General features: G+C 71.8%; 19 protein-coding genes. 11 read left to right on the top strand and 8 right to left on the bottom strand.

Annotated features, from left to right (window positions below; translation table 11 throughout):
• Positions 1-79 precede the first annotated feature (79 nt).
• From BX283_RS34230 to BX283_RS34255, 6 genes are all read left to right on the top strand, one after another.
• On the top strand, positions 80-1,096 hold the full coding sequence (locus BX283_RS34230) for a LacI family DNA-binding transcriptional regulator (RefSeq protein WP_101391282.1): 1,017 nt from the start codon (positions 80-82) through the stop codon (positions 1,094-1,096).
• Positions 1,093-2,631, top strand: a complete 1,539-nt coding sequence (locus BX283_RS34235) for a sugar ABC transporter ATP-binding protein (protein WP_101391283.1) — start codon at positions 1,093-1,095, stop codon at positions 2,629-2,631. Before BX283_RS34230 ends, BX283_RS34235 begins: the two co-directional genes overlap by 4 nt.
• Positions 2,621-4,573 carry a substrate-binding domain-containing protein gene (locus BX283_RS34240; RefSeq protein WP_101391284.1) on the top strand — a complete coding sequence of 651 codons (1,953 nt, stop codon included), beginning with the start codon at positions 2,621-2,623 and terminating at the stop codon, positions 4,571-4,573. The genes BX283_RS34235 and BX283_RS34240 overlap by 11 nt, the downstream gene beginning before the upstream one ends.
• 52 nt (positions 4,574-4,625) lie before the next feature.
• On the top strand, positions 4,626-5,531 hold the full coding sequence (locus BX283_RS34245) for a ribokinase (protein WP_101391285.1): 906 nt from the start codon (positions 4,626-4,628) through the stop codon (positions 5,529-5,531).
• On the top strand, positions 5,528-5,917 hold the full coding sequence (gene rbsD / locus BX283_RS34250) for a D-ribose pyranase (RefSeq protein WP_101391286.1): 390 nt from the start codon (positions 5,528-5,530) through the stop codon (positions 5,915-5,917). The genes BX283_RS34245 and rbsD overlap by 4 nt, the downstream gene beginning before the upstream one ends.
• A gap of 150 nt (positions 5,918-6,067) precedes the next feature.
• Entirely contained in the window at positions 6,068-6,748 is a 681-nt protein-coding gene (locus tag BX283_RS34255; protein ID WP_101391287.1) for a hypothetical protein, read from the top strand.
• 51 nt (positions 6,749-6,799) lie between these two features.
• On the opposite strand, the gene BX283_RS34260 is transcribed toward BX283_RS34255, so the two are convergent.
• Both BX283_RS34260 and BX283_RS34265 read right to left on the bottom strand, forming a co-directional pair.
• Complete coding sequence (locus BX283_RS34260) at positions 6,800-7,453, bottom strand: L,D-transpeptidase family protein (RefSeq protein WP_101391288.1); 654 nt, start codon at positions 7,451-7,453, stop codon at positions 6,800-6,802.
• An 87-nt stretch (positions 7,454-7,540) separates the two neighbouring features.
• On the bottom strand, positions 7,541-8,479 hold the full coding sequence (locus BX283_RS34265) for a hypothetical protein (RefSeq protein ID WP_180357336.1): 939 nt from the start codon (positions 8,477-8,479) through the stop codon (positions 7,541-7,543).
• A 90-nt stretch (positions 8,480-8,569) separates the two neighbouring features.
• Here BX283_RS34265 and BX283_RS34270 point away from each other — a divergent pair, with 90 nt between their 5' ends.
• Positions 8,570-9,076 carry a MarR family winged helix-turn-helix transcriptional regulator gene (locus BX283_RS34270; RefSeq protein ID WP_257584061.1) on the top strand — a complete coding sequence of 169 codons (507 nt, stop codon included), beginning with the start codon at positions 8,570-8,572 and terminating at the stop codon, positions 9,074-9,076.
• Positions 9,077-9,341: 265 nt separating this feature from the next.
• On the opposite strand, the gene BX283_RS34275 is transcribed toward BX283_RS34270, so the two are convergent.
• Positions 9,342-10,352, bottom strand: a complete 1,011-nt coding sequence (locus BX283_RS34275) for an isopenicillin N synthase family oxygenase (RefSeq protein ID WP_101391289.1) — start codon at positions 10,350-10,352, stop codon at positions 9,342-9,344.
• A 401-nt stretch (positions 10,353-10,753) separates the two neighbouring features.
• Positions 10,754-11,128 (bottom strand): hypothetical protein, encoded by a 375-nt coding sequence (locus BX283_RS34280; protein ID WP_101391290.1) that lies wholly within the window; start codon positions 11,126-11,128, stop codon positions 10,754-10,756.
• Positions 11,129-11,319: 191 nt separating this feature from the next.
• On the opposite strand from BX283_RS34280, the gene BX283_RS34285 reads away from it, so the two are divergent.
• Positions 11,320-11,514, top strand: coding sequence for a hypothetical protein (locus tag BX283_RS34285; protein WP_101391291.1), 195 nt, complete (start codon positions 11,320-11,322; stop codon positions 11,512-11,514).
• 66 nt (positions 11,515-11,580) lie between these two features.
• Here the strand turns inward: BX283_RS34285 and BX283_RS34290 are convergent, their stop codons facing one another.
• Positions 11,581-13,215 carry a M4 family metallopeptidase gene (locus BX283_RS34290; protein ID WP_101391292.1) on the bottom strand — a complete coding sequence of 545 codons (1,635 nt, stop codon included), beginning with the start codon at positions 13,213-13,215 and terminating at the stop codon, positions 11,581-11,583.
• 366 nt (positions 13,216-13,581) lie between these two features.
• Between BX283_RS34290 and BX283_RS34295 the strand changes: the two genes are divergently transcribed.
• Complete coding sequence (locus BX283_RS34295) at positions 13,582-13,974, top strand: nuclear transport factor 2 family protein (RefSeq protein ID WP_101392748.1); 393 nt, start codon at positions 13,582-13,584, stop codon at positions 13,972-13,974.
• A gap of 92 nt (positions 13,975-14,066) precedes the next feature.
• Here BX283_RS34295 and BX283_RS34300 read toward each other — a convergent pair whose 3' ends face one another.
• Entirely contained in the window at positions 14,067-14,477 is a 411-nt protein-coding gene (locus tag BX283_RS34300) for an organic hydroperoxide resistance protein (protein ID WP_101391293.1), read from the bottom strand.
• Between the two features lie 116 nt (positions 14,478-14,593).
• Here BX283_RS34300 and BX283_RS34305 point away from each other — a divergent pair, with 116 nt between their 5' ends.
• Positions 14,594-15,079 carry a MarR family winged helix-turn-helix transcriptional regulator gene (locus BX283_RS34305; RefSeq protein ID WP_101391294.1) on the top strand — a complete coding sequence of 162 codons (486 nt, stop codon included), beginning with the start codon at positions 14,594-14,596 and terminating at the stop codon, positions 15,077-15,079.
• 45 nt (positions 15,080-15,124) lie between these two features.
• Here the strand turns inward: BX283_RS34305 and BX283_RS34310 are convergent, their stop codons facing one another.
• Both BX283_RS34310 and BX283_RS34315 read right to left on the bottom strand, forming a co-directional pair.
• Positions 15,125-16,237, bottom strand: a complete 1,113-nt coding sequence (locus tag BX283_RS34310; RefSeq protein ID WP_180357337.1) for a sugar ABC transporter substrate-binding protein — start codon at positions 16,235-16,237, stop codon at positions 15,125-15,127.
• 222 nt (positions 16,238-16,459) lie between these two features.
• Positions 16,460-17,173, bottom strand: a complete 714-nt coding sequence (locus BX283_RS34315) for a TetR/AcrR family transcriptional regulator (RefSeq protein WP_101391295.1) — start codon at positions 17,171-17,173, stop codon at positions 16,460-16,462.
• 237 nt (positions 17,174-17,410) lie between these two features.
• Between BX283_RS34315 and BX283_RS34320 the strand changes: the two genes are divergently transcribed.
• Positions 17,411-18,880, top strand: a complete 1,470-nt coding sequence (locus tag BX283_RS34320) for an MFS transporter (protein ID WP_373979323.1) — start codon at positions 17,411-17,413, stop codon at positions 18,878-18,880.

Raw genomic sequence — 18,880 nt, forward strand, 5'->3', positions numbered from 1 at the left:
CGCCTGTAATCGATTCCAATCCTCCGTGTAATCGATTCCACGGGGCTCGTACCGGGCTCACCAGGAGGTGGTGCGGCGCATGGCGAGCATCAAGGACGTGGCGGCCCGCGCGGGTGTCTCCGTCGCCACGGTCTCCCGTGTCCTCAACAGCCACCCGTCCGTCAGCCCCGAGGCGCGCGCCCGCGTCCTCGCCGCCGTCGACGCGCTCGGCTACCGGCCCAACGCCGTGGCCAGGTCGCTGCGCACCGACCAGACCCGCACCCTCGGCCTGGTCATCAGCGATGTGCTCAACCCGTACTTCACCGAACTGGCCCGCTCCGTCGAGGAGGAGGCCCGCGCGCTCGGCTACAGCGTCATCATCGGCAACGCCGACGAGCGGCCCGAGCTCCAGGACCACCACGTCCGCACGCTCCTCGACCGCCGGATCGACGGGCTGCTCGTCTCGCCCACCGACGGCGGCTCCCCGCTGATGCTGGACGCGGCCCGCGCGGGCACCCCCATGGTCTTCGTCGACCGCTGGATCCCCGGCGTGGACGTCCCCGTCGTACGCGCCGACGGCCGCGCCGCCATCCGCGACCTGGTCGCCCATCTGTACGGCCTGGGCCACCGCAGGCTCGCCATCATCGCGGGCCCGGCCGCCACCACCACCGGCAGCGAGCGCGTCGAGGCCTTCCGGGACGCCCTGCGCGAACACCGCCTGGCGCTGCCCGAGGCCTGTATCGGCCACGGCGACTTCCAGGCCGACAGCGGCCGCCGCAGCACCGAGGCCTTCCTCGCGCTCCCCGAGCCGCCCGAAGTCGTCTTCGCCGCCGACAACCTGATGGCGCTCGGCGCGCTCGACGCGATCCGGGCGCACGGACTGCGCGTGCCGCACGACATCGGGCTCGCCGCGTTCGACGACATCCCGTGGTTCGTCCACACCGATCCGCCGATCACCGCGATCGCGCAGCCCACCAAAGAGCTGGGCCGGGCCGCCGTCCGCGCCCTGGTCGACCGGATCGAGGGGCGGCCCCCGCAGTCCGTCACCCTGCCCGCACGCCTGGTCGCCCGCAGCTCCTGCGGCGAGCACGCCCCGACCCGTAGGAGCAAGCCGTGAGCGCTTCCCCCGACCTGCTGCGCGTCGAAGGCATACGCAAGGCCTTCCCCGGCGTGGTCGCGCTCGACGGCGTCGACTTCGAGCTGCGCCGCGGCGAGGTGCACGTCCTGCTCGGCGAGAACGGCGCGGGCAAGAGCACCTTGATCAAGATGCTCTCCGGCGCCCACCGCCCCGACAGCGGCCGCATCCTCGTCGACGGGCGCGAAGTGCGCGTCCACGGCGCCCAGGACGCCGAACGCCTCGGCATCGCCACCATCCACCAGGAGTTCAACCTCGTCCCCGACCTCACGGTCGCCGAGAACATCTTCCTCGGCCGTCAGCCGCGCCGCTTCGGGCTGATCGACCGCAAGCGGATGGAGGCGGACGCCGCCGTGCTCCTGGAGCGGGTCGGCGTGGATGTCGCTCCCCACGCGCGCGTACGTGAACTGGGCATCGCCCGGCTCCAGATGGTCGAGATCGCCAAGGCGCTCAGCCTCGACGCGCGCGTGCTCGTCATGGACGAGCCGACCGCCGTCCTCACCTCCGAGGAGGTCGACAAGCTCTTCACCATCGTCCGCTCGCTGCGGGCGGACGGGGTGGGCGTCGTCTTCATCACCCACCACCTCGAAGAGATCGCCGCCCTCGGCGACCGCGTCACCGTGCTGCGCGACGGAAAGAGCGTCGGCCGGGTACCGGCCTCCACCCCCGAGGACGAACTCGTCCGGCTGATGGTGGGACGCGGCATCGACCAGCAGTACCCCCGCGAACGCCCGGATGTCGGTGCCCCGTTGCTGTCGGTGCGCGGCCTCACCCGCCACGGCGTCTTCCACGACGTCGGCTTCGAGGTGCGCGCCGGTGAGGTCGTCGGCCTCGCGGGGCTGGTCGGCGCGGGCCGCACCGAGGTCGCCCGCGCGGTCTTCGGCGCCGACCGCTACGACAGCGGAACCGTGGAGGTGCAGGGCGCACGCCTGCCCCGGCACGACGTGAACGCCGCCATGGGCGCCGGGATCGGCCTCGTCCCCGAGGACCGCAAGGGCCAGGGGCTCCTGCTGGACGCCTCCGTACAGGAGAACCTCGGCCTGGTCACCCTGCGTTCGGCCACCCGCGCCGGGCTCGTGGACCGCGAGGGACAGCGGGTGGCCGCCGCACGGATCGCCGAGCAGCTGGGCGTACGGATGGCCGGACTCGGCCAGCAGGTGCGCACCCTGTCCGGCGGCAACCAGCAGAAGGTCGTGATGGGCAAATGGCTGCTGGCCGAGACGAAGGTGCTCATCCTGGACGAGCCGACCCGTGGCATCGACGTCGGCGCCAAGGTCGAGATCTACCAGCTCATCAACGAACTGACCGCCTCCGGGCACGCCGTCCTGATGATCTCCAGCGATCTGCCGGAGGTGCTCGGCATGAGTGACCGGGTGCTGGTCATGGCCCAGGGACGGATCGCCGGTGAACTCCCGGCACACCGGGCGACCCAGGAAGCGGTCATGGAACTCGCCGTCGGCGCCGCCCCCGCGGCCGCCCCGGCACCGCACGAAGAGGAGGGCTCCCGTGGCCACTGACACGCTCCGGAACACCACGGGCGCGAGCGGCGCCCTCGCGGTCCGCCGGCTGCTGCTCGACAACGGGGCGCTGAGCGCCCTGGTGGTCCTGGCGGTGGCGATGTCGCTGCTCTCCGGCGACTTCCTGACCACGCAGAACCTGCTCAACGTCGGCGTCCAGGCCGCCGTCACCGTGATCCTCGCCTTCGGCGTCACCTTCGTCATCGTCTCGGCCGGCATCGACCTCTCCGTCGGCTCGGTCGCCGCGCTCAGCGCGACCGTGCTCGCGTGGACGGCGACGAAGCAGGGCCTGCCGGTGTGGCTCGCGGTCGTCCTCGCCATCGGTACGGGACTGGCCTGCGGCGTCGTCAACGGCGCCCTCGTCTCGTACGGCAAACTCCCGCCGTTCATCGCCACCCTGGCCATGCTCTCGGTCGGCCGCGGACTCTCCCTGGTCATCTCGCAGGGCAGCCCGATCGCCTTCCCCGAGTCCGTCTCCAAGGTCGGCGACACCCTCGGCGGCCACCTGCCGGTCCCGGTGATCGTGATGGTCGTCATGGGCCTGCTCACCGCCCTGATCCTGTCCCGTACGTACATCGGGCGCTCCATGTACGCGATCGGCGGCAACGAGGAGGCGGCCCGGCTCTCCGGGCTTCGGGTCAAGCGGCAGAAGATCGCGATCTACGCGCTCTCCGGCCTCTTCGCCGCCGTCGCGGGCATCGTGCTCGCCTCCCGGCTGGTCTCCGCGCAGCCGCAGGCCGCCCAGGGCTACGAGCTCGACGCGATCGCGGCCGTCGTCATCGGCGGCGCAAGCCTGTCCGGCGGCGTCGGCAAGGCGTCCGGCACCCTCATCGGCGCGCTGATCCTCGCCGTGCTGCGCAACGGCCTCAACCTGCTGTCGGTCTCCGCCTTCTGGCAGCAGGTCGTCATCGGTGTCGTCATCGCGCTCGCGGTGCTGCTCGACACGGCGCGCCGCCGCGCCGGGGCCGCACCGGGGGCGGCCGCGACGGGAGCGGGCGGCGGCTTCGGCGGCAGGCGGGGCGCGGCGAAACTCGCGGTCGCGGCCGTCGCGCTGGCTGCGGTCCTGGGCGCCCTGTCGTTCGTGAACACCGGCTCGTCCGGCGCGTCCACCAAGGTGGGCATGTCGCTCTCCACCCTCAACAACCCGTTCTTCGTGCAGATGGCGGCCGGGGCCAAGGCGGAGGCGAAGGCGGCCGGAGTCGACCTCACGGTCACCGACGCCCAGAACGACGCCTCCCAACAGGCCAACCAGATCCAGAACTTCACCGGCGCCGGGGTGAAGTCGATCATCGTCAACCCGGTCGACTCGGACGCCGTCGGGCCGTCCGTGCGCGGCGCCAACAAGGCGGACATCCCGGTGGTCGCCGCCGACCGGGGCGTCAACAAGGCCGAGACCGCCACCCTGGTCGCCTCCGACAACGTCGCGGGCGGCAGGCTCGCCGCCAAGACCCTCGCCGACAAGCTCGGCGGCAAGGGCAGCATCGTCGTCCTCCAGGGCACCGCGGGCACCTCCGCGAGCCGCGAGCGCGGCCAGGGCTTCGCCGAGGGCATCAAGGCGTACCCCGGCATCACGGTCGTCGCCCGCCAGCCCGCCGACTTCGACCGCACCAAGGGCCTGGACGTCATGACCAACCTGCTCCAGTCGCACGCCGACGTCACCGGAGTCTTCGCCGAGAACGACGAGATGGCACTCGGCGCGATCAAGGCGCTGGGCGCCAAGGCGGGCACATCGGTCGCCGTGGTCGGCTTCGACGGTACGCCCGATGGCCTGAAGGCGGTCGCAGCGGGCACGCTGTACGCGTCGGTCGCGCAGCAGCCCGCCGAACTCGGCCGCATCGCCGTCCGCAACGCGGTACAAGCGGCCAATGGCGACGCGGTCCAGAGCACCGTGAAGGTCCCGGTCAAGGTCGTCACCCGGCAGAACGTCGCCGACTTCTCCTGACGGTCCACCCGCCAGTCAGCCCCACCCGCCCCTCAGCGAAAGCAGGACAGGGATGTACGACTACGACCTCCTGGTCGTCGGGTCCGCCAACGCCGACCTCGTCATCGGCGTCGACCGGCGGCCCGGTCCCGGCGAGACGGTCCTCGGCTCGGACCTGGCGGTCCACCCGGGCGGCAAGGGCGCCAACCAGGCAGTGGCCGCCGCCCGCCTGGGGGCGCGCGCCGCGCTCCTCGCGCGCGTGGGCGACGACGGGTACGGACGGCTGCTGCTCGACTCCCAGCGGGCGGCGGGCGTCGACACCGTCGGCATGCTCGTCGGCGGGGCGCCCACCGGGGTCGCGCTGATCACGGTGGACCCGTCGGGCGACAACAGCATCGTGGTCTCGCCCGGCGCCAACGCCCGCCTCACCCCCCAGGACGTACGCGCCGCCGCCAGCCTCTTCCAGGCGTCGCGGGTGGTCTCCGCGCAGCTGGAGATCCCGTTGGAGACGGTGGTCGAGACGGTCCGCAGCCTCGCGTTCGACAGCCGGTTCGTCCTCAACCCGTCGCCGGCCGGGCCGCTGCCCGCCGAGGTCCTCGCGGCCTGCGACCCGCTGATCGTCAACGAGCACGAGGCACGCTTCCTGCTGGGCTCCTCGGCGGGCCCCGAACCCGAGGACTGGGCGCGGGCGCTGCTCCTGCGCGGTCCGCGCTCGGTGGTCATCACCCTGGGCGCGGCGGGCGCCCTGGTCGCGGCCGGCAGCACGAGCTCGTTCGTCCGCGTGGAGAGCCCACGGGTCGACGCGGTCGACACCACCGGCGCGGGCGACGCCTTCACCGCCGCCCTAGCGTGGCGGCTGAGCCTGCGCGAGAGCCTGGCGGAGGCCGCCGCCTTCGCCGCGCGGGTCGGCGCGGCCGCCGTCACCCGGCAGGGGGCGCAGGAGTCGTTCCCCACCGCCGAGGAGGTCTTCGCCCGGTGAAGAGGACCGGCATCCTCAACCGTCATCTGTCGGGCGCGCTGGCCGAGTTGGGGCACGGCGACGGGGTCCTGGTGTGCGACGCGGGCATGCCCATCCCGCCCGGCCCGCGCGTGGTCGACCTGGCCTTCCGGGCCGGGGTGCCGTCGTTCGCCGAGGTCCTGGACGGACTCCTCGCCGAGCTGGTGGTGGAGGGCGCGACCGCCGCGCACGAGGTCCACGAGGCGAACCCGCCCACCGCGCGCCTGCTGGCCGCGCACTTCCCCCGCCTCGAACTGGTCGCGCACGACGAGCTGAAGGCGCGTTCGTCGGGGGCGCGGCTGGTGGTGCGGACGGGGGAGGCGCGGCCGTACGCGAATGTGCTGCTGAGGTGCGGAGTGTTCTTCTAGGCGCCGGCTGCGCAGATCCCACATCGGTTATCGGCCATACGTGTACATATCCCGGAAGGCGCCCCCTCGCGCCCCTTACCGTGATCCCCGTGCGTCGACCGGCGCAGCACCACACGGCCCACGGGGGCCTCGGGCCAGGGAGTTGCGGGAATGAATCGACGGTTGGGCACCCTCGCGGCGGTCGGCGCGCTGACCCTGGGCGCGACCGGCGCGGGCACGGCGGCGGCGTCGGCCCCCTCCTCGACCGGGTCCGGCCACACCACCGCGACGGCCGAGATCTTCGCCACCGACAACACGGCCACCATCACCGACCCCGCCGACCCCCGCCTCAAGGCGCGCCTGGTCCGCTTCGACCACGAGGTCCGCGAGGTCATCCGCACCCAGGGCGCGAAGGCCGGGCGCTCGACGCTCCTGGACGGCGTCTTCTGGTCGTCCGACCTCAAGCAGGCGACGTACGAGCGCTCGCGCGAGTTCGACGTCAACCACGTCAGCGCGGCCGGGCTGCACCACATCGCGGACGTCATCCGCAAGCAGTACAAGCAGGAGTCCGTCCTGACGTTCCGCCACCTCCCGCGTACCTCGCCCGAGACCAACGCGGTCGACATCGAGGCGACCGGAGTGACCTCGCGCAAGCTGCACGACGCCCTCCTGGCGGACCCCGAGGCCCGCGACGAACTCGGCGGCGGCTCGGTGACCGCCCGCGACGGCCGCCTCATCCTGATCGCCCCCGTCGCCGACCTCCCCCTCGCCAAGAAGTTCGTGGGCGAGCTGGGCGTGGACTGGAACAAGGCGCAGGTGCGGTACGGGGCCGAGGAGTTCGTCGGGGGGTAGCGTGCCGGGGCCCTCGCCGACATCGGTCGACGAGGGCCCGGGTCATACCGGTTACGAGACGTACAGCTTCCCGGGGTGCGGGTAGTTGGACCGGTAGCCGGCCAGATCACGGGCGTCGGACGGCTTGAGCTTTATGCAGCCGTTCGACTTGTAGTCGCTGTTGCCGTCCCAGCGGTAGGGCTCGGTGCTGCCCTGCTTGCCGTTGGGGAGCATCTCGCTGTGGACGAAGAGCGCGTCCCGGTTCGTTCCACCCGGCTTGCACCGGTGCTCGCCGACGTACCAGGCGAGGCCGTGGATGCCGTGCGGCCCGCCGTCCTTGTGGGCCTCGAACGAGCGGATCTTGTAGTCGCCGCTCGGCAGCACGCCCCTGTTCTTGAGGCACGAGTTCGTGCTGCCCGTCCCCGACCCGGCGCGCCAGGTCTTCACCGTGTACGTGCGGACCTTGTCAGGGTTGATCACCTGGACGTAGACCAGGCTCAGCCGGGAGTTGGAGGTGTCCTTGCGGTTGATCTTGAAGGAGAGGTAGGTGTAGCTGCGGGACGCGGCGGCCTTGGTGGTGGCACCGGTGGCCGACACGGCCGACTGCTGCTGCGGGGCCTTGGCGGGCGTCGGCGCGGCGTGCGCCGGCAGGACGCCGATCCCGGTGACGGCCATCGCGACGACGGCGCCGTACGCGAACTTGGACTTCCCCCGTACCGTGGTCATGGAATCGTTCCTTTCCTGAGTGGTCCCCGGAGGACTCATGTCCTCGGTGTGCGGAACACCATAGGAACCACGGCCACCGCTCGGCATTCACCGTGGGATTGAACCCATATGAACTTCGGTGGCAGCTCCGGAAGGCGGCTCATACCTGGGCGGTAGGCCGCTCGCGGTAGCCGGGGCATGCCCGGCGGGCGGCGCCGTGGGGTCCGCGCCGGCCAGGAACGCCGTGGCCTGTGCCTCGATGTGGACGGCGCCCAGCGCTCCCGCCCAGCGGGCGATCTCGCGGGCCAGCGCCTCGGCGCCCGCCGTGTCGCCGGTGGTACGGGCGAGGACCGCGAGCAGCATCTGCTGCGAGAGCGTGCCCGGGACCAGACCGGCCCGCGCCCCCAACTCGGCGGCCCGCTCCCAGCGTTCGCGCGCCCGCACAGGGTCACCGGCGTCGTGGTCATGGTCGCCGAGGTGGCGCAGGGCCTCCCGGGCCAGGCGGTCGTCGCCGTGTCCGGCGGCTTTCAGGGCGGCCGCGTAATGCGCGGGCGCGGCGTCGCGCTCGGCGAACAGGTTGTCCGCGATCAGACCGAGGTACATCTCGGCCCACCCCGCCCGTACGGCATCCGGCGCCCGCTCGCGCAGCGACGCGGCCCGGCGTCGGACCTCGGCGAGCTCCTGCGCGTCCTTGCCCTCCGGTCCGAGCCGGAAGCTTCCGCCGACGAAGATCTGGCCCGCGTAGTCGTGCCGCAACCGCAGGAACGCCAGGTCCCAGCGGCCGTCGGCATCGAGGTCGGCGGCGACCTCCTCCGCGACGGCCAGCCGCTTCGCCGCCAGACCGGTCCCGCCGAACCAGTCGCTCTCCAGGGCGACTTCGACCGCCGCCAGGGCGATCCGCGCCCGGCTCTCCTCGTCCCTGGGCGCCGTCGCATCGAGGAGACCCGCCGCCCGGCGCCACCGCCCGCCCCGTGCCAGCTCCAGCGCGGCCGCGATCACCTCGTCGACCGGGACCCGACTCCTCTTGTCCATCTCGGTGTTCGTCATGGCGAGGAAGGTAGTTATCCGAAAAACTATCCACAAGAAAACTACTTGGGCGTAAAGCCGTGAAGCATCGAGACGGACGGAGGAATTGCCGTGCTGGAGGACTCGGCCGACCGGCAGGTGGCGCGCTGGGCGCGGGAGTTGGATCCGTACGACCCGGTGAAGGAGGCGATCGTGATGCGGCTGGCGATCCTGGGGCGGCACCTCGCCCGGACCCGCCGGGAGACCCTGGACTCCGACGGGCTCAGGCACGGGGAGTTCAAGATGCTCCTGATGCTCCGCCGCCAGGGCCCGCCGTACACCACGAGCCCGTCCCGGCTGGCCGATCTCCTCGGCCTCACCCGGGGCGCGCTGTCGTCCCGGCTCGGGCCGCTGGAGCAGGCCGGGCTGCTCACCCGGACGACCGACGCGACCGACCGCCGCCGCGTCCACGTACAGCTGACCGAGGCCGGGCACGAGGCGCTGCGGGGGCATCTCGACGCCGAGGGGCGGGGCGAGGACGCCCTGCTGTCGGTGCTCGACGACGAGGAGAGGCGCGCCCTCGCCGGTCTGCTGCGCAAGCTGGTCGTGGGCGTCGAGTCCGGGCCCGGGGCGGCCTGACGCGCCCCGTCACCCTGACCGAACCGGCCGGTCACGCCGTGTGACCACGTGCGCACCGCTCGCCCCGCCGCTCACAGTGCGGCCCTGGGGCCGCCGGATTGGCCACTTTAAGTGGTCGCACAACCCGTGCATTTCGCGGAAGTACGGCGCAAGCTGGAATCGGAGCCGGGCCGTCTATCCCCGAGCAGACGGCCCCGCTCTCTTTGGGGCGCCGCCGACCGCGGGAGGACGGCGCCCCGAAAACGCGCCCGCGTACGGGCTCCGCTCAGCCCACCAGCTCCGGGTGGTGCAGCCGGGCCACCTGCGGATGGGCCCGCAGCCACCCCTTCAGCTCATTGCGGCCGTACTCGGCGTGCAGCGGGTTGTCCGCGCTGTGCGCCACGCCCGGCGCGTGCGCCAGGTAGTCGCCGGGGACCGTGTCGACACGGGCGTCCAGACGCGGGTTGTAGAAGAACGGCACCGAGTACCGCTCCACCGCTCCGGGCGGCGAGACCACCCGGTGGTCGGTCGCGGAGAGGTAGCCCTGCGTCGCGATCTCCAGGAGCTCGCCGAGGTTGACGACGAAGGCGCCGGGCAGCGGCGGCACGTCCACGAAGCCGTCCCCGAGCCGGACTTGGAGCCCGCCCACGGAGTCCTGGAGCAGCAGCGTGAGGAACCCGTAGTCCTTGTGGGCGCCGACGCCCTGGCCGTCGCCCTCCGGCGCGCTGCCGGGGTAGCGGATCAGCTTGGTGTGCAGATGCGGGCGCTCGGCGAAGGCGGCGTCGAAGAAGTCGGCCGGGGCGCCGATCGAGGCGAGCAGCTCCTGGAGCAGCCGGTGCGCGACGGCCGCGAGCCGGTCCTGCCAGTCCAGCACGACGGTGCGCAGCTCGGGCAGCGCGTCGGGCCACTGGTTCGGCCCCTCCAGCCAGCGGTACGCCGGGTCGCCCGGCCCCACCTCGGGCGCGGGCCGCTCGGCCCCGACGTCCAGCTGGTCGCGCCAGTCCGAACGCCCGCCCGTCAGCTCGTGGCCGATGCGCGTGTAGCCACGGAAGTGGGGCGAGCGCAGATTGCTCAGGGCGAGCCGTTCGGCCTCGGGCAGTGCGAAGAACTCCCTGGTCAGCCGCAATATACGGGCGACCTCGGCGTCCTCGATGCCATGCCCGGTGAGATGGAAGAACCCGGTGTCGCGAGCCGCTCGGTGCAGCCCCTCGCGGAAGGCGTCACGCGTGGCCGGGTCGTCGGCCTGCGAGAGGTCGACCACGGGGAGTGAGGTGGAAAGCAGGGTGGTGCTGGACATGAGCGGGTTCCGTTTCCGTTCCGGGATGTACGGAGGTCCTGTTCCCGGGGTTGGCGGGAGGGACGGCCGGAACGGATCGGCGTATGGGTACGCCGGAACCGGAGGGACCGCGACAGGACCGTTGGCAGAAGGGCGAGGGCCGGGGCGGGCGGAAAGCCGGGCCGGGGCCGTGGCCGCGAAGGCCGCGAGGGTCAGTCCTGCGGGCGACAGCTCATGCTGGTGACGCGCACGTAGTCCACGTGTCGTCGCATCACCAGAAGAGTCATGCCATGAGGGTACGCCCCCGGCGCCCGCTCGCGGAGGAGACCTTCCCCACACCTCTGCTTCACGCCCGGTTCAGGTACCGGACGCATTGATCCCCCGGGAACGGACCCGGGTGCCCCGGACGCGCGGTCGCCCGGCTAGCGGACCATCCCCTGCTTCCTCGCCTGGCGTCCCGCCGCGCCGTCGCGGCAGCCCTCCACCCAAAGGCCGGGGTTGTAGCCCGCCTTCACCCCGCCCCGCCCGGCCGACCGCCACCGCTCGCAGCCGCCCTTGAGCAGCATGCGGGCCTCGGCGCCCGTCCGGTCGTAGTGGCGCGCGCGGGAACCCGCGATGAACCCCGACTCGTACGCGATGTCATCGGCCCACGGTGGCCGGTCGTTGTACTCCCGGATGAGGTACGAAGCCGCTGTCAGCAGCAGGGTGACGGCGGCGGCGATCGCGCCGACCCTCTTCAGCCGCGCGCGGGCCGGGGTGCGGTGCGCGCCGATGTCGTGATGCCCCAACAAGACCATGACCGCACCATGTCAGCCGGGACCTTTCCCGGATGTTTCGGCGAAGGCCACCGGCGGGATTCCGGGGGCGGGCCCGCTGATCCGATCGGGGCAACCCCCAGCCTGCCTACCGCGCCCGGCGTCCCCGGTTGGCGAGAGTCGTACGCGATCAGCCGCACACGCCGGCCCCCCCACCAGCCAAGGGACTCCCTATGCTCCGTCGCCTCGCCGTCGTCCTCGTCAGCCTCTCCGCCGCGGCCTGCCTCACCGCCGGAACGGCGGCGGCCGCCGCCCCCTCCGACGAACCCCGGGAGCTGACGCCCCGTGAGCAGGCGGGCCTCGCGTTCGCGGGCCAGGTGCTCGGCAGCTTCCTCGGTGGTTCGCCGCTGCGCGGCGCGGGCCTCTGACAGCGCGAGGCGGGCGCCCACCCCTCCAAGGGGTGGGCGCCCGCTGTCACGCGTTCCGCAGCCGGATCAGCTCACGCTGACCGCGGCCCAGGCCGCGTCGACCGCCTTGTACTCGGCGCTGCTCGCGCCGTAGAGCGCGCTCGCCGCGCTGAGCGTGGCGGTGCGGGCGCCCTTGTAGTCGGTCGTCGACGTCATGTACGTGGTGAGCGCCTTGTACCAGATCTGGACGGCCTTGTCGCGGCCGATGCCGGTGACCGTGGAGCCGTTCGCCGTGGGGGAGTTGTAGCTGACGCCGTTGATGGTCTTGGCGCCGCTGCCCTCCGAGAGCAGGTAGAAGAAGTGGTTGGCCGGGCCCGACGAGTAGTGCACGTCGAGGTTGCCGAGGCCGGAGTACCAGCTGTCCTTGGAGCCGCCGTCCTTGCTCGGCTTGTCCATGTACCGCAGCGGCGTGCCGTCGCCGTTGATGTTGATCTTCTCGCCGATGAGGTAGTCGCCGACGTCGGTGGAGTTGTTGGCGTAGAACTCCACCGAGGTGCCGAAGATGTCCGAGGTCGCCTCGTTGAGGCCGCCGGACTCACCGCTGTAGTTCAGGTTGGCGGTGGCCGCCGTCAGACCGTGCGACATCTCGTGCCCGGCCACGTCCAGCGAGGTCAGCGGGGCGGCGTTGCCGGACCCGTCGCCGTACGTCATGCAGAAGCAGCCGTCGTCCCAGAACGCGTTGACGTAGTTCTTGCCGTAGTGCACCCGGCTGTAGGACGCCACGCCGTCGTTCTTGATGCCGTTGCGGCCCAGCACGTTCTTGTAGAAGTCCCAGGTGACCCCCGCGCCGTAGTGCGCGTCGACGGCCGCGGTCTGGGTGTTGGAGGCCAGCCCGTTGCCCCACACGTCGTCCGCGTCGGTCAGGAGGGTGCCCTTGCCCGCGGTCTTGTGGGCCAGGTCGTACGTCTTGTGGGCGCCCCGGGCGGAGTCGTTGAGCTGGTAGGTCGACCCGGAGAGCGTGGTGCCGAGGGTCACCTTGCCGCTGTACTCGCTGTTGCCCGTACCGGTCTTGACGGCCTGCCACTCGGAGAGCTTCTTGCCGGTGTTGGCGTCCGTGACGACGTGCAGCTGGCTCGGCGTGCCGTCGTCCTGGAAGCCGCCGACGACCGTCTCGTAGGCGAGCACCGGGGTGCCGCTCGCGGCCCAGATCACCTTGCGGGGTGCCTGGTCGGCGGTGGGCTTCTGGGCGCCCGCTCCCTTGGCGGCGGTGAGCGCCTTCTGCTGGACGGTGGCCGCGCCGAGCGCGGGGGTCGTGGAGGCGACCTTGACGGCGGCTCTGGTCGCCCGGGTCACGCCCGCCGGCTTGCCCGCCTTGGTCTCGTGCACGACGAGGTCGCCGCCGAGGACGGGCAGTCCGGCGTAGGTGCGCTCGTAACGGGTGTGGACGGTGCCGTCGGCGTCCTTGATCACATCGCGGACGACCAGCTTCTCCTGGGCGCCGAGGCCCAGTTCACCGGCGGCCTTGGCGGTGGTGGCGTTCGCCTCGCGGATCAGCTCGGCCCGCTGGGAGGCGGAGAGGCGGAGCGGCTGCGCGGAAGGACCGTCGGCCGTGGGGGAGGCGCCGGCGGATCCGGTGGACAGGCCGGTGAGGCCTGCGGCGAGCAGCGCGGCAGCGGCGACGGAGCCGCCGACGCGCGTAGAACGCGATATACGAGAGGTCACGCGAGCGTCCCTTTCTGAGGGGGGAGGTGTGGGGGGTGCGGGTGCCACGTGCGACCACAGCGTTGCAGGTGAGACGCGTACATGTCAGGAAGGTGTCGACGGAATGACCGGAAAGCATCTTCGGGGCGGTGGGTCGAGGCGGAAGGGGAAGGTGCTTTCCGGCCAAGGAATTTCAGGAGTGCCTGGTGGTCGGGCGTCAAGCTGTGAACCGGCTGTGACTTTCCGTGGTGGCTGGAAAGTGACCTTCGATGTGAAGGCGGGTGCGGCCGTGAGGGAGGGGCCTGGACGTGCGGCCGCGCGCGTGGCTACTGTCTTCTGCACCTACTCAAAAAATTGAGTATGCAAGGGGAGAGGTGGCTGATGGCGATGAGCGCCTTCCGCAAAGCCGTGGAGTCCGGCGACCACGCCGCGATCGAGGAACTGCTCGCGGAGAACGTGGTGTTCACCAGTCCGGTGGCGTTCAAGCCGTACCCGGGCAGGGCCATCACGGCCGCAATCCTGCGGGGTGTGGGCCGGGTCTTCACCGACTTCCGCTATGTACGGGAGATCGTCGGCGCCGACGGCCGTGACCAGGCGCTGGTCTTCACGGCCAAGGTCGGCGGACTGGAGGTCAACGGCTGCGACTTCCTCCACTTCGACGAGGACGGGCTCATCGACGACTTCACGGTGATGGTCCGTCCGCTGTCCGGCGCGAACGCCCTGGCCGAGGCCATGGGGGCCCAGTTCGACCGCATCCGCGCGGAGGTGGCGGCGGGCTGAGCGCCTGTCTTCGAACGCCCGCGCCGCGCACGACGAAGCCCGGGCCCACGAGGTGTCCCTCGTGGGCCCGGGCTTTTTCGTCGCGGGAGCCGTTACTCGATGACGAGCTCGACCTCGATGTTGCCGCGCGTCGCCTTGGAGTACGGGCAGTAGGCATGGGTCGCCTCCACCAGCTGGCGGCCCGTCTCGCCCGCGAGCTCGTCCGGCAGCTCGACGCGCATGACGACCGCGAGGCCGAAGCCGGTGTCGTCCTTGCCTATGGAGACCTCGGCGGTGACGGAGACGTCCTTGGTGTCGACCTTCATCTGGCGGCCGACCGCACCCATGGCGCTGGCGAAGCACGCCGCGTACCCGGCGGCGAAGAGCTGCTCGGGGTTGGTGCCCTCGCCGTTTCCGCCGAGCGCCGGGGGCATGGCCAGCGGGAGGTCGAGCCGGCCGTCCGAGCTCACGGCCCGGCCCTCGCGCCCGTTGGCGGTCGCGGCGGCGGTGTACAGCGCGTCCATGGGATGCCTCTTCTTCCGTCCGGTGGTGAGCGGCGTCCGCTCTCCTCTGCGCTAAAGAGTTGCACACAACTAAATTGTGCGCAACTCAATGACGGGCGACAAGCTACCCTGGTGTCATGAGCTCCTCGTCGACCCCCGCCGCCGCGTCGCACCCGCCCCTGGCGTCCGACGTGGATCTGCTCCGCCTGGACCACCAGGTCTGCTTCTCCCTGCACGCCGCGTCGCGCGCCTTCGGCGGCGTCTACCGGGACGCGCTCAAGGACCTGGGCCTGACCTATCCGCAGTACCTGGTGATGCTGGTGCTGTGGGAGCACGGCCCGCAGCCCGTCAAGGTGATCGGCGAGCGGCTGCGGCTCGACTCGGGCACGCTCTCGCCTCTCCTGAAGCGGCTGGAGACGGCGGGTCTGGTGACCCGTGAGCGCAGCGCCGAGGACGAGCGCTCGGTGACGGTCCGGCTCACCGAAGAAGGCTCCGACCTGCGGGAGCGTGCGCTGCCCGTACCCCTGAAGATCCTTTCGGCCACGGGTCTGTCGGTGACGGAGGTCCTGGCGCTCCAGCAGCTCCTGGGGCGGATCACCAACGCCCTGGACCAGGCGCACTGAAAGAGCCGGGCCGCGCCCCGGCGGGGAGCGGCCCGGGCGCCGCGGCTACTTCAGGCCCATCTCGGCGCAGGCGTCCTTGACGTTGGGCGTGCAGATCTCGGAGGTCGCGTAGACGCCGTCGCGGATGACCGTCTCCTTGATGTTGGCCTTGGTGAGGGCCACGACCGGGATGATCATCGAGGGGATGGCCTTCTTCGTGGGGGAGTCGACCGTGGTCTTGGTGATGATGGTCAGCGGCTGCCCCTTGGCCAGCGCCACGGCCATCTGCGCGGCGACGGGGCCCTCTTGGACGTAGGGCTTGTAGACGCTCATGAACTGCTCGCCCATGACGATGCGCTGCACACCGGCGAGTTCGGCGTCCTGGCCGGTGACCGGGGGGATCTTGGGCAGGCCGGCGGCCTTGAGGGCGGTGATGATGCCGCCGGCCATGCCGTCGTTGGCGGAGTAGACGCCGACGATCTTGTCCTTGCCCAGGGCCGAGATCGCGCCTTCCATGTTGGCGTTGGCGTTCTCCGGCTTCCACTCCTTGGTGTCGTACTCCTTGCCGATGGTCACCTTGCCGTCGAGCTCGGCGTGCGCGCCCTTCTTGAACAGCGCGGCGTTCGGGTCGGTGATCGCACCGTTCATCATCACGATCTGGCCGTCCTTGGCCTTCGTGCCCAGCGCGTCGACCAGGGCCTTGCCCTGCACATGGCCGACCTGCTCGTTGTCGAACGAGGTGTACGCGTCGATCGGACCCTCGGCCAGACGGTCGAAGGCGACGACCGGGATGCCCCGGTCCTTGGCCTTCTTGACCGCGCCCGCGATCGCCTTCGAGTCCACCGCGTCGACGATCAGCGCGTCGACCTTGTTGGTGATCATCGTGTCGACCTGCTGGGCCTGGACCGTGGCGTCCTGCTTGGCGTTGGCGTAGATCACCTGACCCTTGCCCGCCGTGAGCTCCTTGACCATCTTCTCGATGAGCGGCTTGTCGAACTTCTCGTAACGCGCGGTCTGGTTCTCCGGGAGCAGCAGACCGATCTTGAGTGCGCCGCCCTTCCTCGCCCCCGAGACCTTGCCGGTGTCCCCGGACTCCTTGGCGCTTCCGCAGGCGGCGAGAGAGACGGCCATCGCGGTGGCGGTCACGGACACGGCGGCACGACGCATACGGGTGTTCATCGAGAGACCTCCCTGACATGGCCACGTCCTCGCGGCCGAGGTGGCTGGAAGTCAACTGGGAGGTGCAGGAGGCGTCAAGGAGTTGAGGGTGACCGAGACCGCAATGAGTCTTTCCGTTGATTAGTCGAACAGGCAACAACTCTGAGCTGCGGAAAGGTGGTTGGACCGGCCGCGCGGACGCGGCGCCTCCGGCACCCGCGGCCCGCCCTTCACGCGAGCCCTTCACGCGAGCCGGAACGCGTCCGCCAGAGCGTCGGCCTGAGCCATGAGCAGCGTCCGGGTCCGGTGGCCGATCCCGCCGTACTGGCCCGACACCGCGAGGCTCACCGTGCCGTGCAGCTGCGACCAGGCGAGCACCGCGCCCGCCAGCGCCGTCCCGGCCGCGGTGTCGCGCGCGGGGCGCCCGGTGTGCTCCCAGACCCACGCGGCCAGCGAGACGTCCTCCCGTACCCACTGGGCCATCTCCTCGACCACCGGGCGGAACGCCTCAGGGGGATCCCCGGCGGCGAAGACCGCGAGGAAGGGGCCGAGCGCGGCCCGTGCGCGCTCCAGGGTGTCCGGCGGCGCGGCATAGCCCGGCACCGGGTTCCCCTGGATCAGCAGATAGCGGTGCGGCTGCGCGGTGGCCCAGTCCAGGAAGGCGTCGGCCAGCGCGTGCAGCGCGGTACGGGCGTCGGTGGCGCCGCTGCCCCCGGCGTGCGCGACGGCGTGCGCCAGATCGTCGTAGGCGTCGCGCATCAGATCGCCGAGCAGCTCGTCGCGGCTGGCGAAGTAGCGGTAGAGCGCGGGTCCGGAGAGCCCCATGTCCTTGGCGATCCGGGTCAGCGCCACAGCCTGGGCGCCTCCCTCGGCGAGCTGTTCCAGCGCCGCCGCCTTGATGTCGGCGCGGGTCTGCTCCCGGTAGCGGGCCCGGGGACTCTTCACGTCGGCGGTCATGGGTCCTCCTGCGTGCACCGGTGTTCCCGTGCGGCGCGGCGGCCGGACGCGGTGCCCTTGCGGCGGTCCCCTCCTCCCATGATCACTCCCGTGAGTGCGGATCGCAATGGCTACGGGCCGTAACAAGGCCCAACCATGGCGGCGCGGGAGGGCGCGGGCGGTGTGCGCGCTGGGCCATCATTCGGATGCGTACCGTCCGTATGAGCGAGCGCGCGAGCGTGAGAAAGAAGGCCGCCGGTGGCTCCGCATTCCGAAAGCGGTCGCGACAGCGCGCCGGGCCGCGCCGCCGCGACCGCCGCCGAGCCCCTGTCCGACCGCGGCCGCTGGCGGGCGCTCGCGGTGTGTCTGGTGGCGGGCTTCATGACGCTGCTCGACGTGTCGATCGTCAATGTGGCCCTGCCGTCGATCCGCGTGGCGCTGGACGCCCCGGAGGCCGATCTGCAGTGGGTGCTCTCCGGGTACGCGCTCGCCTTCGGTCTGTTCCTGGTCCCGGCCGGGCGGATCGGCGACGCCCGGGGCCGACGCGCGGTGTTCATGACCGGGCTCGCCCTGTTCGTCGTCGCCTCGGCGGCCTGCGGGGCGGCGCAGTCCAGCCTGTGGCTGGTGGCGGCCCGCGCCGTCCAGGGCCTGGCCGGAGGGCTGATCTCGCCCCAGATCTCGGCCCTGATCCAGCAGATGTTCTCCGGCGCCGAACGCGGCCGCGCCTTCGGGATGCTCGGCAGCGTCATCGGCATCTCCACGGCCGTGGGCCCGCTCCTCGGCGGGCTGCTCATCCACGCGGCGGGCCCGCACGAGGGCTGGCGCTGGGTGTTCTACGTCAACGTGCCCATCGGCATCGCCTGTCTGGTGCTGGCCCGGCGCCTCCTCCCCGACACCCCGTCCGCCCGCCGCATCCCGCTGCGCGCCCTCGATCCGGTCGGTGTGCTGCTGCTCGGCGCCGGGGTCCTGGCGCTGCTCCTGCCGTTCGTCCAGGCACAGCAGTGGCACGGCCCGGAGAAGTGGCTGCTCCTGGTCGTCTCCGCCGCGCTGCTCACGGCGTTCGTGGCGTGGGAGCGGCGTCAGCGCGCGCGTGGTGCGTCCCCGGTCGTCGACCTGGCCCTGTTCCGTGAGCGCAGCTACTGGCTGGGCTGCGCCCTGATCCTGCTCTACTTCGGCGGATTCACCTCGATCTTCTTCATCACCGCGCTCTACCTCCAGGCCGGGCTGCACCTGAGCGCGCTGCTCGCGGGCCTCGCCATCACCCCGTTCGCGGTGGGCTCCGGCGTCGCCGCCACCATCGGCGGCCGCCTGGTCGCCCGCTTCGGCCGCCGGCTGGTCGCGGTGGGCCTGGTCATGGTCGCCACCGGCCTCGGCGCCACGGCGCTCGCCGTCCATCTGGCACCGGGCAGGTCGGCGGCGTGGGCGATGACGGCCCCGCTGCTGCTCGCCGGACTCGGCAGCGGCCTGGTCATCGCCCCCAACCAGACGCTGACGCTCTCCCAGGTCCCGGTCCGCTCGGCGGGCAGCGCGGGCGGCACCCTCCAGACCGGCCAGCGCGTCGGCTCGGCCGTCGGGATCGCGGCCGTCGGCGCGGTCTTCTTCGCCCAACTGGGGCGCGACGGCTGGGCCACGGCGTACGACCACGGGCTGCTGGTGTCGATCGCGTTCGTGCTCGGCGCGCTGCTGCTCGCGCTCGGTGACCTGAAGGCCGGTATCGGGGAGAGGTGA

Origin of the sequence: Streptomyces sp. TLI_146, assembly GCF_002846415.1 — a bacterium.
GTDB lineage: Bacteria > Actinomycetota > Actinomycetes > Streptomycetales > Streptomycetaceae > Streptomyces.

Excerpts from the sequence above, each read along its gene's own strand:
- BX283_RS34230 (WP_101391282.1), top strand. The coding sequence starts at position 80 with ATGGCGAGCATCAAGGACGTGGCGGCCCGCGCGGGTGTCTCCGTCGCC.
- BX283_RS34305 (WP_101391294.1), top strand. The coding sequence starts at position 14,594 with ATGAGCTCCTCGTCGACCCCCGCCGCCGCGTCGCACCCGCCCCTGGCG.
- BX283_RS34315 (WP_101391295.1), bottom strand. The coding sequence starts at position 17,173 with ATGACCGCCGACGTGAAGAGTCCCCGGGCCCGCTACCGGGAGCAGACC.
- BX283_RS34300 (WP_101391293.1), bottom strand. The coding sequence starts at position 14,477 with ATGGACGCGCTGTACACCGCCGCCGCGACCGCCAACGGGCGCGAGGGC.
- BX283_RS34260 (WP_101391288.1), bottom strand. The coding sequence starts at position 7,453 with ATGACCACGGTACGGGGGAAGTCCAAGTTCGCGTACGGCGCCGTCGTC.
- BX283_RS34285 (WP_101391291.1), top strand. The coding sequence starts at position 11,320 with ATGCTCCGTCGCCTCGCCGTCGTCCTCGTCAGCCTCTCCGCCGCGGCC.
- BX283_RS34245 (WP_101391285.1), top strand. The coding sequence starts at position 4,626 with ATGTACGACTACGACCTCCTGGTCGTCGGGTCCGCCAACGCCGACCTC.
- BX283_RS34275 (WP_101391289.1), bottom strand. The coding sequence starts at position 10,352 with ATGTCCAGCACCACCCTGCTTTCCACCTCACTCCCCGTGGTCGACCTC.
- BX283_RS34265 (WP_180357336.1), bottom strand. The coding sequence starts at position 8,479 with ATGACGAACACCGAGATGGACAAGAGGAGTCGGGTCCCGGTCGACGAG.
- BX283_RS34255 (WP_101391287.1), top strand. The coding sequence starts at position 6,068 with ATGAATCGACGGTTGGGCACCCTCGCGGCGGTCGGCGCGCTGACCCTG.
- BX283_RS34310 (WP_180357337.1), bottom strand. The coding sequence starts at position 16,237 with ATGAACACCCGTATGCGTCGTGCCGCCGTGTCCGTGACCGCCACCGCG.
- BX283_RS34280 (WP_101391290.1), bottom strand. The coding sequence starts at position 11,128 with ATGGTCTTGTTGGGGCATCACGACATCGGCGCGCACCGCACCCCGGCC.
- BX283_RS34295 (WP_101392748.1), top strand. The coding sequence starts at position 13,582 with ATGAGCGCCTTCCGCAAAGCCGTGGAGTCCGGCGACCACGCCGCGATC.